Origin of the sequence: Cycloclasticus pugetii PS-1 (assembly GCF_000384415.1) — a bacterium.
Taxonomy (GTDB): domain Bacteria; phylum Pseudomonadota; class Gammaproteobacteria; order Methylococcales; family Cycloclasticaceae; genus Cycloclasticus; species Cycloclasticus pugetii.
Genome location: NZ_ARVU01000001.1, coordinates 129,047 through 143,501, shown reverse-complemented (window position 1 = coordinate 143,501; position 14,455 = coordinate 129,047). Strand labels below are relative to the sequence as shown.

18 protein-coding genes are annotated in these 14,455 nt (G+C 41.7%); all 18 read left to right on the top strand.

What is annotated here, in order from left to right; translation table 11 throughout:
* Positions 1 to 38 precede the first annotated feature (38 nt).
* The gene (locus CYCPU_RS0100680) at positions 39 to 902 is read left to right on the top strand and encodes an REP-associated tyrosine transposase (protein WP_020161660.1); all 864 of its coding nucleotides are present in this window, start codon (positions 39 to 41) and stop codon (positions 900 to 902) included.
* A 97-nt stretch (positions 903 to 999) separates the two neighbouring features.
* Positions 1,000 to 1,581, top strand: a complete 582-nt coding sequence (locus CYCPU_RS0100675) for a YqaA family protein (RefSeq protein WP_020161659.1) — start codon at positions 1,000 to 1,002, stop codon at positions 1,579 to 1,581.
* A gap of 336 nt (positions 1,582 to 1,917) precedes the next feature.
* Complete coding sequence (locus CYCPU_RS0100670) at positions 1,918 to 2,418, top strand: hypothetical protein (protein ID WP_020161658.1); 501 nt, start codon at positions 1,918 to 1,920, stop codon at positions 2,416 to 2,418.
* Positions 2,419 to 2,588: 170 nt separating this feature from the next.
* A complete protein-coding gene (locus CYCPU_RS0100665; RefSeq protein WP_020161657.1) occupies positions 2,589 to 3,248 on the top strand; it encodes an NADPH-dependent FMN reductase in 660 nt (219 codons plus the stop codon).
* A gap of 298 nt (positions 3,249 to 3,546) precedes the next feature.
* Entirely contained in the window at positions 3,547 to 3,855 is a 309-nt protein-coding gene (locus CYCPU_RS0100655) for a hypothetical protein (protein ID WP_020161656.1), read from the top strand.
* Between the two features lie 89 nt (positions 3,856 to 3,944).
* Positions 3,945 to 4,655: an NYN domain-containing protein gene (locus CYCPU_RS0100650; RefSeq protein WP_015004939.1), complete on the top strand. Its 711-nt coding sequence runs from the start codon at positions 3,945 to 3,947 to the stop codon at positions 4,653 to 4,655.
* 364 nt (positions 4,656 to 5,019) lie between these two features.
* Positions 5,020 to 7,176, top strand: a complete 2,157-nt coding sequence (gene katG, locus CYCPU_RS0100645) for a catalase/peroxidase HPI (RefSeq protein ID WP_020161655.1) — start codon at positions 5,020 to 5,022, stop codon at positions 7,174 to 7,176.
* A gap of 77 nt (positions 7,177 to 7,253) precedes the next feature.
* On the top strand, positions 7,254 to 7,541 hold the full coding sequence (locus tag CYCPU_RS0100640) for an encapsulin-associated ferritin-like protein (protein ID WP_015004937.1): 288 nt from the start codon (positions 7,254 to 7,256) through the stop codon (positions 7,539 to 7,541).
* A gap of 90 nt (positions 7,542 to 7,631) precedes the next feature.
* The gene (locus CYCPU_RS0100635; RefSeq protein WP_020161654.1) at positions 7,632 to 8,000 is read left to right on the top strand and encodes a hypothetical protein; all 369 of its coding nucleotides are present in this window, start codon (positions 7,632 to 7,634) and stop codon (positions 7,998 to 8,000) included.
* A gap of 57 nt (positions 8,001 to 8,057) precedes the next feature.
* The gene (locus CYCPU_RS0100630; RefSeq protein WP_020161653.1) at positions 8,058 to 8,987 is read left to right on the top strand and encodes a sensor domain-containing diguanylate cyclase; all 930 of its coding nucleotides are present in this window, start codon (positions 8,058 to 8,060) and stop codon (positions 8,985 to 8,987) included.
* A 46-nt stretch (positions 8,988 to 9,033) separates the two neighbouring features.
* Positions 9,034 to 9,747: a ZIP family metal transporter gene (locus CYCPU_RS0100625; RefSeq protein WP_020161652.1), complete on the top strand. Its 714-nt coding sequence runs from the start codon at positions 9,034 to 9,036 to the stop codon at positions 9,745 to 9,747.
* Positions 9,748 to 9,983: 236 nt separating this feature from the next.
* The gene (locus CYCPU_RS0100620) at positions 9,984 to 10,463 is read left to right on the top strand and encodes a hypothetical protein (RefSeq protein WP_015004935.1); all 480 of its coding nucleotides are present in this window, start codon (positions 9,984 to 9,986) and stop codon (positions 10,461 to 10,463) included.
* 72 nt (positions 10,464 to 10,535) lie between these two features.
* A complete protein-coding gene (locus tag CYCPU_RS0100615; protein WP_020161651.1) occupies positions 10,536 to 11,231 on the top strand; it encodes a type 1 glutamine amidotransferase in 696 nt (231 codons plus the stop codon).
* Positions 11,232 to 11,400: 169 nt separating this feature from the next.
* Positions 11,401 to 12,015, top strand: a complete 615-nt coding sequence (locus tag CYCPU_RS0100610; protein ID WP_016390327.1) for a MarC family protein — start codon at positions 11,401 to 11,403, stop codon at positions 12,013 to 12,015.
* A 61-nt stretch (positions 12,016 to 12,076) separates the two neighbouring features.
* Positions 12,077 to 12,736, top strand: a complete 660-nt coding sequence (locus CYCPU_RS0100605; protein ID WP_020161650.1) for a YoaK family protein — start codon at positions 12,077 to 12,079, stop codon at positions 12,734 to 12,736.
* Positions 12,737 to 12,812: 76 nt separating this feature from the next.
* Positions 12,813 to 13,493 (top strand): hypothetical protein, encoded by a 681-nt coding sequence (locus tag CYCPU_RS0100600; RefSeq protein ID WP_026362534.1) that lies wholly within the window; start codon positions 12,813 to 12,815, stop codon positions 13,491 to 13,493.
* Positions 13,494 to 13,547: 54 nt separating this feature from the next.
* Positions 13,548 to 13,988: a YqaA family protein gene (locus CYCPU_RS0100595; protein ID WP_020161648.1), complete on the top strand. Its 441-nt coding sequence runs from the start codon at positions 13,548 to 13,550 to the stop codon at positions 13,986 to 13,988.
* Between the two features lie 64 nt (positions 13,989 to 14,052).
* Positions 14,053 to 14,403, top strand: a complete 351-nt coding sequence (locus CYCPU_RS0100590) for a DUF3147 family protein (RefSeq protein ID WP_020161647.1) — start codon at positions 14,053 to 14,055, stop codon at positions 14,401 to 14,403.
* Positions 14,404 to 14,455 lie beyond the last annotated feature (52 nt).

Sequence of the window (14,455 nt, the reverse complement as noted above, 5' to 3'; positions counted from 1 at the left end):
GTCTTGCAATCATGCATTTGTGTTGATAGGGTCTGTTTATGGCTAGACCAATAAGAATTGAATATGCGGGTGCGCTTTATCATGTGACCTCTCGTGGTGATCGACGTGAAGATATTTTCGTTGACGATGAAGATAGGTTGATTTGGTTAGAGGTTTTTTCTCAGGTTTGTCATCGGTTTAATTGGCGATGCCATGCATGGTGTTTGATGGATAACCACTACCATATTGTTATTGAAACAATTGAGGGGAATTTGTCACAAGGGATGCGCCAACTGAATGGAGTATTTACCCAAAAGTCTAATCGAAGGCATGGGCGTGTTGGTCATGTTTTTCAGGGGCGATTTAAGGCTATTCTTGTTCAAAAAGATGCTTACTTACTTGAATTATCACGTTATGTTGTACTAAACCCAATTAGAGCGGGAATGGTAACAGATTTGTCGGACTGGAAATGGAGTAGTTATCAGGCGATGATCGGTGTTGTTTCTAGTTCAGATTGGTTGGAAACGGACTGGATATTAAACCATTTTGGTCATTCTAGAAAAACTGCCGTCATTAATTATGAAAACTTTGTCCGTGAGGGCGTTGGCCTGTCGCCAATATGGGCTGCTTTGAAGCGACAAGTTTTTTTAGGTGACGATGCATTTGTTGATAAGGCGCTAACACGAATTGAAGACATTGCTGGAGAAGGTGACCTTAGAGAAGTTCCAAGAGTACAGCGTAGGGCGCAAGCTAAACCTTTAAACTGGTATATGAAAAATTATTCCTCACGTGACGAGGGAATCGTTAGTGCATATGTCAGTGGTGATTATTTAATGAAAGACATTGCTGATGTGTTTAATGTGCATTATTCAACGGTTAGTCGAGCCATTAAAAAAGCGGAGATGCGTGATTGCAAGACCTGACCCCGTTTCCTTGGTTTAGAGTGTTATTGTTATATAGAACTTGGCCTTTTTGTTAATAAAAACCCAAGGGTCTCCATACAATCGCATAAAGGACTACATGCCTTTTAGTAAAGAAGTTGAACAGAAAACTCAGAAGTTAGTCGATTCACAACACATGCTTAAAAGCATTACCTTTGCCTCGTTTTTAGAATCGACGATTGTGCCTATCCCTCTTGAAGCTGTTATGGCGCCATTGATGCAGGCCAGACGAGATTCGCTGTGGAAAATTGCACTGATGGCTACTATTGGCTGTGTTATTGGGGCCTGTTTTGGCTACGCACTAGGCTATTACCTTTTTGATATGGCCGGACAATGGATTATTGATACCTTTTTTAACCAGCAGCAATTCGATAATGTAAAACAACATATGCAAACCCAGGGTTTTTGGTTTGTTATGTCCCTTGGTGTTGCCCCTATTCCGTTTCAAGTGGCCATGCTCGCTGCAGGAGCGATGCAATATTCCTTGGCTTTATTTTTACTAGCCACAGTAATAGCCAGATCGTTACGGTATGTTGGTTTAGCCGCCGTTGTTTATTATGCGGGGGATAAAGCTGAAGCGCTTATAAAGCATTATAGAACGAAAGCCATTATTGCTATCACGCTAATAATTTTACTGCTGTGGTGGTTATCGAACGTTTAAAATAATTGTTCTGTTCCAAAATTTGCCAAGTGAAGTTTTAAGTCAGCTTACGCCTACTAATGGACGCCGTTGTGCACGTCATCTGTCGCTAATCGTAAGTACTCAGCACTGCCTATACAGCAAACTACGATGGGTAGACACGCATCTTTTTTTATGATAAACCTAACTGATGGTGCTCCTCAATACACGCCGCCTGCGAATGACCAAGTGGGGCGACAACAATTTCATTTATCTTAAGTGGGTGCATCAAATTCGGCAGTTAGCGTCACAAAGGCAGAAGACAGAAAAAAAATATTTCTGCACTCTTTACACTCAACACTAGGAGCAAACATTATTATGAAATTTAAATTTTTCAACGCTTTAGCAGTCACTTTTTTAGCCAGCACTAGCGCATTCGCTCTGGATGCCAAGTTTGCTGATAAATCATGGGATGGCGTTACAGTGCCTACAGGACAACAATGTCAGAAATTTGGCGGTATTAACCCAGCAACACCTAAGCTAATTGTTAGCGAAATCCCTGCGGAATCTAACGCGTTGGTTCTGGAGTACAGTGATCGTAATTACGAGGTAATGGATAACGGTGGACATGGAATAATTAAATTCATGATTGATCCACAAAAAAGTCAGGTGGAAGTCCCCTCTGTTCTTGGCCATACGTTCGATATCCCTAAAGAGTTTACATTAATCGAAGCGCATCGCAGCCCAAGTTGGGATAAAGCAGGCGCTTATATGCCACCGTGTTCTGGAGGCAAGAATAATGAATACTACGTAACCATCAAAGCAGTTAAAGACGACAAAGTGACTGCATCCACCGTGTTGGAAATGGGTAAATACTAAGCTAGTTAACCAGCCTACCCGATTAAAACAGCAACCACATAAGCCGTCAGCTCGTTGCGCTGGCGGCTTATGCTTTTGTATGTTTGAGTTAAATAATCTCACAAATGATTTTCGCACGCCCTGTTTAACCAAGCGTTATGCTCCATAGCTAGCATCAAGTAGAGGTTGATATGAAATTCTTAGTTTTTTTAGGCACAGTTCGTGATAGCACGCCTCCGAAGCCTGCGCGTTTGGGTGTTCGAGTAGCTAAGGCGGTGCTAACCTGCCTGCAAAGCCGATATGAAAAGCATGAAATAGAGTTGATCGATGTTTTAGATTATTCGCTTGATACTATCTTTAAGCCTCATTTTGCTTACCCAGAAAACAAGGCCCCTGATGAACTCAATGATTTAGCGACAAAAATTGAGAGTGCTGATGGCTTTATTATGGTTAGCCCTGAATATAACCATTCTATGAGCCCCGCACTTGCTAACCTGTTGAATCACTTTGGCAGCTCTTTGTTTGCCTACAAACCAAGTGCGATCGCTACCTATTCCGCAGGACAATGGGGTGGTATGCGTGCAGCCATTGGAATGCGTACGTATTTATCAGAACTGGGCTGTTTGCCTGTTTCCGCAATGATACATGTACCTAAAGCACAAGAAGTCTTCACCAAAACCGGGGCTGCGCAAGCAGAGGTCGATAATGACTCATGGTTCGATTATTTTGACCGAACCATCAAACAATTAGTTTGGTGGGCCGAAGCCGCAAGGGAACAACGTGCCTACATTGACCCTCATCATTTAATCACTGATTTCAAAACAAAACCTTCACAGCGAAACGCTCCTTGACGTGATAGGCTCGATTCGTATTTGGCTTCGCTCTCCGTAAAACCTAAAGCAACACTACAAATGGTTTGCTAAATACTACCTTCAAGGCTATGCAGTTTTTTTTATTTGAGCCACCTCGTCTGCTTGAGGTTTGTTGGCATAGCTAATGCCTTCATCCATTATCAAGCAGGCATTAAAAAGGCCCAATTTTTTCGACGTTAAAATTGAGTTTACCAATACGTCAAAAGCTCCTGAACTTAAGAGAAAAGGTATACCCTAAAACCCTAACGCACAACAATACATTAGCCTCAAGACCCTTATGAAAAACTGGTTCAAAAAAAACCTTGGTGATGCCATGTTGGCCTATGATCAACTAGAGTTAATCAACCAACACCTATTGTTAGCGTATACTCAGGCCGGCAAACCAAAAGAAATGGCTGCCTTTATTCGACATGAATCGGAAGGTCGCCTGCATTGCGACGTGAACATTTATTTCTCCCCAGTGTCTGCACACGTAGCTAAAGAGTTTGCTGCAGAACCATGCGAAAAACTCTCAGCAAACAGCCTAAGTTTGTTTGCCGGTTCTCAAGATTCTTGGCCAATACTGTTTCCCGAGCATACACGCTAATGACAAGCGATTGCTACACGACGCTAACTAAGCCAAACAAACTTTATTGGCAGTACTAGCTATTAAAAACTATTAACAAGGTAAAAAGAATGGATGATTCAAAACAAAAGATTGCTCTTTTTATAGATGCTGATAATGCGCCCGCTAGTAAGTTTGAAGATGTGCTTAGCGAGGTTGCTAAATACGGCGTAGTCACCATAAGAAAAGCATATGGTAACTGGAAAAAAACCTCTATAAAGGCATGGGAGGACCTTTTACATGAATATGCTATTCAGCCAGTTCAACAATATGATTTATCGAAAGGAAAAAACGCGTCTGATATAGCCTTGGTTATTGATGCAATGGATGTCATGTATACGAAAGATATAGATGTTATGTGCTTTGTATCATCTGATTGCGACTTTACACCAATGGTTACTCGTGCCCTAGCAGAAGGCAAAGTGGTATTAGGATTTGGTGAGCGAAAAACACCCTCTCCTTTCGTTAACGCGTGCTCTAAGTTTTTATTTTTAGATCAAAAACCTGATAACAACGATACCGCACAAACAAAAACAAAGACTATTAAGTCTGACACCAAGTTAATAAATTTACTTCGGCAGGCCATTGAGGCCACTGAAGAAGATAATGGATGGGCGGCCCTTGGCCCCGTCGGCGCACATATTTCTAATAAAACATCATTCGATTCAAGAAACTACGGTTATAAAAACCTCAGCAGCCTTCTTAAAGCCATCGATTTGTTTCAACTCAAACGAGGGCCGGGCAATTCATATTTAGTAAAAGACCTACGAAAGAAAAAATAAATATAACAATCGGCTAAAAACAATAACGCCCTTGTGTTATTGCCCTGCAAAATTATGACTAAACGCGCACAGGATGACAAAAAAAATAGTATCTTTACTGTTGAAAAAATAATTAAAGGTCTATGCTGGTAAATATATGACTGAAAATTCTTGTAAAACGAAGGGGAGAAAACCGTATCTTGTAAATTAAAGCTTATGCAAGACATTGGGTTATGCAGGAATCTATTTAATTAATGCGTCAAATAGATAAAAGCTATCGTGATCATATAATCAATCGACTATACATATAGATGGATTTATTAGATGCTTGTTCACGCCACCTCCTAAGGTGGTAACGACTAACCAATAACTTGAGGAATACTTTATGTCAGAAAATAAATGTCCCGTCATGCACGGTGGTGCAACAGAGGTCAGCACATCAAATATGAAATGGTGGCCTAATGCCCTTAATCTGGACATATTGCATCAACATGACAGCAAAACAAACCCGTTAGATGAGAGTTTCGATTATGCTCACGAAGTAAAAACTCTTGACTTCGCTGCACTTAAACAAGACATGCTAGCGTTAATGACCGATAGCCAAGAGTGGTGGCCGGCCGACTGGGGGCATTATGGTGGATTGATGATCCGCATGTCATGGCACGCAGCTGGTACATATAGAATAGCTGACGGTCGTGGTGGTGCTGGCACCGGTAATCAACGTTTTGCACCGATCAACTCGTGGCCAGATAATGTTAATTTAGATAAAGCGCGGCGTCTGCTTTGGCCCATCAAAAAGAAATACGGTAACAAATTAAGCTGGGCGGATTTAATCACTTACGCTGGCACTATTGCTTATGAATCGATGGGCCTAAAAACCTTTGGTTTCGCCTTTGGCCGTGAAGATATCTGGCACCCAGAAAAAGATACCTATTGGGGGTCAGAAAAAGAGTGGCTTGCTCCTAGTGACAACGAAAATAGCCGATATTCAGGTGAGCGAGATTTAGAAAACCCATTAGCCGCAGTTATGATGGGCTTAATCTATGTAAACCCAGAAGGTGTCGATGGTAAACCTGACCCGTTAAAAACTGCACACGATGTACGTGTTACTTTTGAGCGGATGGCAATGAATGACGAGGAAACAGTTGCCCTAACAGCCGGTGGTCACACGGTTGGCAAAACTCACGGTAACGGTGATGCAGCCTTGTTGGGCGCGGAACCTGAAGCGGCTGATGTAGACGAGCAGGGCTTAGGCTGGAACAACAAAACAACACGTGGTATTGGACGTGACACGGTAACAAGTGGTATTGAAGGTGCGTGGACAACCAAGCCAACTGAGTGGGACAACGGTTACTTTTCATTGCTTCTAAAATACGACTGGGAATTGAAAAAAAGCCCAGCCGGTGCATGGCAATGGGAACCGATTGACATTGACGAAGCAGATAAACCTGTTGATGTTGAAGACCCCTCTATTCGACTAAACCCTATTATGACCGATGCCGATATGGCCATGAAAATGGACCCTGAGTATCGCAAAATATCTGAGCGCTTCTACAACGACCCTGCTTACTTTTCCGAGGTCTTTGCTCGTGCTTGGTTTAAGCTAACACACCGTGACATGGGGCCAAAAGCACGCTATATCGGCCCTGAAGTGCCACAAGAAGACTTAATTTGGCAAGACCCTGTTCCTGTTGGCAACAGCAACTACGATGTTGAGGCTGTTAAAGCAAAAATTGCAGATAGCGGCCTAAGTATCAGCGAAATGGTGGCAACAGCATGGGACAGTGCGCGTACTTTCCGCCAATCAGACAAACGTGGCGGTGCCAATGGTGCGCGGATTCGCCTTGCTTCACAAAAAAATTGGGAAGGTAACGAGCCTCAACGACTTAATAAAGTACTATCTGTGCTTGAGCCAATTGCTAGCGAAACCGGTGCAAGCATTGCGGATCTAATCGTATTGGCGGGTAATGTGGGTGTTGAACAGGCTGCTAGTGCCGCCGGTGTAGAGGCTTCTGTTCCTTTTGCGCCAGGCAGAGGTGACGCCACAGAGGAAATGACTGACGCGGATTCATTTGCCGACCTTGAACCTATTCATGACGGTTATCGTAATTGGTTGAAACAAGATTATGCTGTTTCCGCTGAGGAATTAATGCTCGATCGCACTCAATTGATGGGGCTTACCGCACCAGAAATGACCGTGCTATTAGGCGGCATGCGCGTGATGGGCACCAACTACGGCAATAGCCAACATGGTGTGTTTACAGACCGCGTCGGCGCCCTTAGTAACGACTTTTTCGTGAATTTAACGGATATGCGTTATACCTGGAAACCAGCGGGTAAAAACCTGTATGAAATACAGGAACGTAAGTCTGGCGAGGTAAAGTGGACAGCAACACGTGTCGATTTAGTGTTTGGTTCTAACTCAATCCTGCGTGCCTACGCTGAGGTGTATGCGCAAGATGATAACCAGAAAAAGTTTGTTGCTGATTTCATCAAGGCATGGGTTAAAGTAATGAATGCAGATCGCTTCGATCTAGCGTGATATTTATATTGCGGCTCCACGTTAAACCCCTTAACGGGGAGCCGTATAAACTAAGGAAATAAAAAAGGATTAAAAATATGTCAAATGAAGGCTATCACGAACCTATTAGTGAAATTACAGATGAAACAAGAGATATGCATAGAGCCATCACCTCCCTTATGGAAGAACTTGAGGCGGTAGATTGGTATAACCAACGAGTTGATGCATGCAAAGATGAAGAATTAAAAGCCATTCTTGCTCACAACCGAGATGAAGAGAAAGAGCATGCTGCCATGGTTCTTGAATGGATTAGAAGAAAAGACCCAAGGATGGACAAAGAACTAAAAGACTACCTATTTACCGACAAACCCATCGCACATAAATAGGCAACGCCTAACTGGATGATTTAACTTGGACGGCGCAAAAATGCGCCGTCTGTTAATTTAAACAGAGTGTTGATTAAGGAATGATCGAACATGAATAATGAAGAGTATCACCTACATGACTGCGCACACTGCTCAGGAACAGGAACTTGCAACCATGGAGAGAATGGCGACGCATGCGCTGCCTGTGTAAAAAAGCAAGAACTGAAACGTGGTAACTACATGGGGCTAGCCTGCGGAACCTGTGGTGGACTAGGTAAAACTGACACCCTTACTTATCGAATGAATAACCGAGCCACGCCCTTATTAGCAATCAGCATTATCTGTTTCTGTTTTATTCTTATTTTCTCCTTTGGCCTTACTAAAAACCCTCACTTTTCTGAAATCCTTACTTTTTCAGGGACTCTCGTTGGGGCAGTAACTGGGCACTATTTTGGAAAACGTAGTGAGCAAAGAGTATAAAAAGGTGAATGATACGCCTCGTTTGGTTTTTATCTTATAAAAAAATAGGGGTAACAGATGATTGAATCCTATGATTTCCTAAAATCTGTTCTCGATACCATTACAGAACATATTGTGGTGATAGATAGTCAAGGCGACATCTTATTTGTAAATAAGAGTTGGAGCTCATTTGGGCAAAACAATGCCTGTTTGATAGATGAAAGATGGAGCGGCGTTAATTATTTAAGCGAATGCGATAAAGCAGCGGCTATGGGCGATGACTTTGGCGTCAAAGCTGCCAGCGGAATTAGATCGGTTATAGCAGCCGATAAAAAAGAGTTTTACTTTGAATACCCATGCCATAGCCCTAATGAAGAACGCTGGTTTATGATGCGCGTGACCCCCTTCACTGTAGAGGGTGATCACTGTTTTGTCATTTCACACCAAAATATTACCGAACGAAAACTGGCCGAAGAAGAGGTTCTCAATTTATCGCGTATTGATGGCTTAACGGATATTCCAAACCGCCGATACTTTAATGAATTTCTAGATAGTGAATGGAAGCGATGCCGCCGCCTTGGGATGCCCATCTCACTGGCCATCGTTGATCTTGACCATTTTAAATTACTAAATGACACTTACGGACATCAGGCCGGCGATAGCTGTTTAAAATCAATCGGCCAAGTCCTAAAAAGCTTTGCCACAAGGCCAAGTGATCTATGTGCTCGGTATGGTGGTGAAGAGTTTGCGATAGTGTATGGAAACACTAGTTTAGATAAAGCACAGGTTTTGCTTAGTAAATTACTTGATGAGATTCTTTCTTTAAATATTCCTAATAAAAAAGCACCAACGCTTCCTATCTTAACTGCCAGCATAGGATTATCAACAATGCACCCAAACAAGGAAAATAACGAGAACGATCTCATTAAAGAAGCGGATGAACTTCTTTACTCTGCAAAGAACAATGGTAGAAACCAAGTTTCTTTTAAGCACATTGCACGTCCATAATCAGCTGTTTAGAAAACAGTGCAATAAAGATTCGCTCTTTTGGTGAATGGATTCTTTATTGACTGTTATTACCTCAACTTTATTCGCTGGGCTAGCGATGGCCTTGGGCGCTGCTATTGCCTGCTTTGAAAAAATTGCAAACAAATGGTTAGAAGAAGAGCTCAGGCACAGTGTGATCGCTTTTGGAGCAGGCGCATTATTATCCGCAGTTGCTTTTGTTTTAGTCCCCGAAAGTATAGAGGTACTGCCCCCATTGTCTGCTTGCCTTTGCTTGCTAATGGGTGGCTTCAGTTTTTTATTTCTTGATATTTATCTTAAAAAAACCAACACTTCAGCAAGTCAATTAGCCGCTATGCTGTCTGATTTTATTCCTGAATCCATAGCGTTAGGAGCAGCCTTTGCAACGGGCAGTAGCAACGCCCTGTTACTGGCTGGCTTAATCGCTTTACAAAATATGCCAGAAGGCTTTAATGCCTATCGCGAATTAAACGCCACAGCTATTTATAAGCCTTATAAAATTATCATTACCTTTGCTGTGATGGCCTTGCTTGGCCCGATTGCTGGAGTGAGCGGTTATCTTTGGTTGTCTGACGAAATAGTTATTATCGCTGGTATTATGCTTTTCGCCTCTGGGGGCATTCTTTATTCAATATTTCAAGACTTGGCGCCACAAGTGGCTTTAGAAAAACATTGGGCACCACCCATGGGAGCCGTTTTGGGCTTTATGTTTGGTATGTTAGGCTTAATAATAACGACATAAACCATGAAGTTACTCTGTAAAAATCGCACCTTGCTGTGTTTATCTAAACGGGGCCTTTTTTGCACAATCTGACCATTAGGTTTAAAGCAATATAAGCATTATTAAAATGCTAACAAATATTTAAATAGTGACTACACTGCGGTATAAATGGGGGCCAACTCACCAATAAATTAATCTGACCAAGCAACATAGCACAGTCACTAAGCGCGGTCGTTAAATGTCATAGGAAGTTTTAAATGAAAAAAGACATCAGCCATATCATGCGTTTTCTTGTTGCAAAACTCTTTACTTTTATATTTTTTGGGATGGCTTTAGCTATCATTTTTTCGCTCGCGCAAACAATTATTCAAGGCATTCTTGCAGGCAAAGATATTATGCAAATATTTTTGAGCGGAGTTAATACAGGGATTATCGCTTTAGCTGTTTTTGAACTCGCCTTGGTCATTAATAAAGAGTATTCCGGCGAAGAAGAACATGAAGATGCTGTTGAAAGTTTACGTAGAACCATTCCAAGATTTATTGGAACGGTTTGTATTGCGCTGTCTTTAGAGGCGTTAATTATGGTGATTAAATATAGCCAGTTAGAACTGGCTGGTAATTTATATTACCCCGTAGCGATTATTACAAGCACTGCTTTATTACTCGCTTCGCTGGGTGTTTTCTTACACTTAACTCGCAAAAATAATGGAACATCACCTGTTCATGCAGATGGATAAGCTCAACGCCCCTTCGCCGTATTTTTTTTCGCCCTTATTTAAAGACGTTGGCATAAAAAGGTAAGGAACACCATGCGAGCACATTACTTACAGCACGTTCCATTTGAGGGTTTGGGCAGTATTGCGCCTTGGCTTCAACAGGCGGGTTACAACATATCCAGCACACAGCTTTATAATTCTGAGGCATTACCCGACTTAACAGATATTGACTTTCTTATTGTGATGGGCGGGCCAATGAGTGTAAACGACCATCAACAATACCCTTGGTTAGAAGCGGAACAACAATTTATACAAAAAGCCGTTAAATCAGACCTTCCTGTTCTTGGTATCTGTTTAGGCGCACAACTTATTGCCAGCGCCATGGGCGCCAAAGTTTATCCACAGCCAAAAAAAGAAATTGGGTGGTTTCCAGTAAAGGCCATACAACCAAAGCTAAGCACCGTTTTCCAATTTCCCGATGACATTAATGCATTCCACTGGCATGGCGAAACCTTTACGCTACCTAAAGGTGCCATTCACATTGCAAAAAGTGAAGCTTGCGAAAACCAAGCTTTTCAAATTGGCACTAAGACCATCGGTTTGCAATTTCACCTAGAAACTACGCTTCAATCTGCACAAGCTCTTGTCGATAACTGTGGTGATGAGCTTGTAGAAGCTAAATACATTCAAACGGAGGATACAATTTTATCCGCACCTGAAGAACGGTTTCTTTCAATCAACCGCTTAATGGGCCGTATGCTTAACTATTTACACACAAACCATGCTTAACCATTGTATGCTTTAACTTAACCGCACCACTATGCCGTTTGATTTCCACTAAAATTGCATTTAGTACGCCTAGTGCTTCCATGTTAAATTCATTGCTTTCAAGCACATCAACTCAAACAAAAAGATACGACGGCTATTTAAAATATGATGACAATTAAACCGAGTACAAATGATAGATAAATTACTGCACGACTTTTTAATTATTTGGGCGACAATCGACCCTATAGGCACAATGGCGCTTTTTGCTGCACTAACCGCAAAGCTTTCTAGCAAGGAACGGATAAAAACGGCCTACAAAACCATTGTCTATACCGTGCTAATTTTAGTCGGCGCCATTTTGGTCGGCCAAGTCTTACTTAGCGCAATGGGAATTAGCCTTATTTCATTTCAGGTTTCTGGCGGGGTCATTCTATTTTTATTTGGTTTACAGATGGTTTTTTCAAATAACACGCCCGAAAAAACAGGTGAACCTATGCACGACATATCTGTGTTTCCGCTGGCGATTCCTGCCACCGCCTCACCCGGGGCAATTCTGGCGGTTATCCTAATAACGGACAATAATATATACACCGTTCAAGAACAAATGATGACTACAGCAACGGTACTTGTTGTTTTGGTAATTACGCTGCTTCTACTTCTTTTTTCAGGCGGGATCATCAGAATAATTGGCCACGGCGGCGCCTCTCTTTTAACACGAATCATGGGCATGATATTAGCCGCTTTATCGGTTGAGTTTATTATGGAGGCCATCGGAGTCGCAAATTGGGTACAGACAATGTCATGACAGTTTCGCTCGCCTGCCTTATGCCATTGTTTGAGCCACTAACTACACAGGACTTTGAGGGTTGATTTCAACGTTACCAAAATGGGTTGAAGTTGGTGCCTTCATTCTGGCACTAGTAGCAGGCTTTGTTAATGCAGTCGGATTACTTAGTTTTGAGCATCAATCAGTCTCGCACTTGTCAGGTACCGCTACCTTATTAGGTACCGGCTTTTTAACATTGCCCTTTCAACATACCCTTCATTTACTGGGTATTTTATTGTCATTTCTATTTGGCTCGTCGATAGCTGGATTTTTATTACATGGTTCAACGCTAAAGCTTGGAAAGCATTACGATACTGCATTATTTTTAGAATCTGCCTTGTTACTAGTAACCCTATTGCTGCTAACTAAAGGCTCATTTTATGGCCATTTTTTTGCTTCGATGGCTTGCGGTTTACAAAATGCATTGGCAACAACCTATAGTGGAGCGATCATTAGAACCACCCACCTAACAGGAATTTTCACCGATTTAGGCATTATGCTTGGAGAGCTTGTTAAAGGTAACGAACTGGATAAACGTAAAACAAAACTTTTTTTAACGATCATTATTGGCTTTATATTGGGTGGTACCTTAGGCTCATTACTATTCTTAAAATACCATTTCATGGCATTATTGTTTCCAGCGAGTATCTGCCTGTTAATTTCTTTGGTTTATCGTTTATATTCTAAACAACACCATTAATATTAATAACCACCTGTCTATTTCTTGCTACACGCAAACCCTGCCAAAATAAGTTCGATACAAAAAAGGAATCATAATGCAGCTTTCTGAAGTCATCCCATGGGGAAGGTCGTTAAGCGAATACAGGGGCATGTTTTCGTTATCAGAATCTGATCTTAAAAAAAGCATTGTTGGCTGTGGAGATGGCCCAGCCAGCTTTAATGCCGAATTATCACGCACCAATGATCAGGTTGTGTCTGTAGACCCTATCTATCAATTTACTGCCGAGGAAATACGCTCAAGAATTGATACGGTTTACCCGCAGGTTATGGAGCAAGTTGCCAACAATACAATTGATTATGTGTGGAAAGACATCGCAAACGTTGAGGCCATGGGTAAAATTAGAATGGGTGCCATGCAAATATTCTTAAACGACTATGAGCACGGTAAAAAATCCGGCCGTTATGTAAATTCTGCACTACCCATGTTGCCTTTTAAAGATCATGCGTTTGAGCTGGCCTTATGTTCGCATTATTTATTTTTATACAGTGGGCATGTCGATCGAGCGCAGCACCTTCTATCGATGAAAGAGCTTTGTCGTATAGCCACCGAGGTTCGAGTTTATCCATTACTTTCATTAGGCGATAATCAAGTTTCACCACATTTAAAACCAGTAATGACTGCTTTAAAAGAATCTGGTTTTGAGGTTTCTCTTAGTGCCGTGCCGTATGAGTTTCAAAAAGGCGCTAGCGAAATGCTGGTAGTTAAACATGTCTAACAAAGAAACCTTTACCATGACTAAAGCGGTCACTTAACTCGACCGTTAAGCCTCATGGACTATTTTTCAGAACTCGGACATCTTGGCCTTTTCATTGCTGCATTTTTAGCCGCCACAGTTTTACCGTTAAGCTCAGAAATTGTTTTAAATGCTTTATTACTGAGCGGTTTATCACCCACTACGCTAGTTATCACTGCGACAATAGGCAATGTGCTCGGATCACTGACAAACTATGCCCTAGGCTACTGGGCTAGCTTGCTTGTAATAAAAAAATGGTTACGAATGTCGGAAGCTGATTTTATTCGAGCAGAACAGCGTTTTACTAAATACGGTTTGTTTTCCTTATGTTTTGCATGGGTTCCAATCATTGGCGACCCGTTAACCGTTATTGCCGGTGTTTTAAGGGTTCACTTACTCTGGTTTCTTATATTGGTTACGGCAGGTAAACTCCTGCGTTATATCGCCGTTAGTTATATGTTATTACAAGTAACTTGAGCTGATACAATGCTTAAGACTCGATTCAATCAAGTGTTATAAAGGCAAAATAAAGGCACCTTAAGTGATCTACTACATAACAAAAATTGTTATCACAACAGTTCTTATTGTAGCTGTCTCAGAGCTAGCAAAGCGAAGCTCTTTAATGGGCGCTTTACTGGCATCTATGCCTCTCATTTCGGTACTAGCAATGATTTGGCTATACATTGACACAAAAGATGTGGATAAGGTCAGCGCACTGTCAAGCAGTGTTTTTTGGCTTATTTTGCCATCTTTTGTTTTATTTATATCCCTCCCCTTTTTGTTAAGGTATGGCTTACATTTTTACACCAGCCTCAGCCTTTCTATTGCGCTTACAATTGGCAGTTATTGGCTTATGATGGTGGCTCTAAACCATTATGGCGTTAAGTTATAAATGACCATAAGGGTTTGTTAGCTAGGCTCGGCGTGCGAACTCCTCACCATTT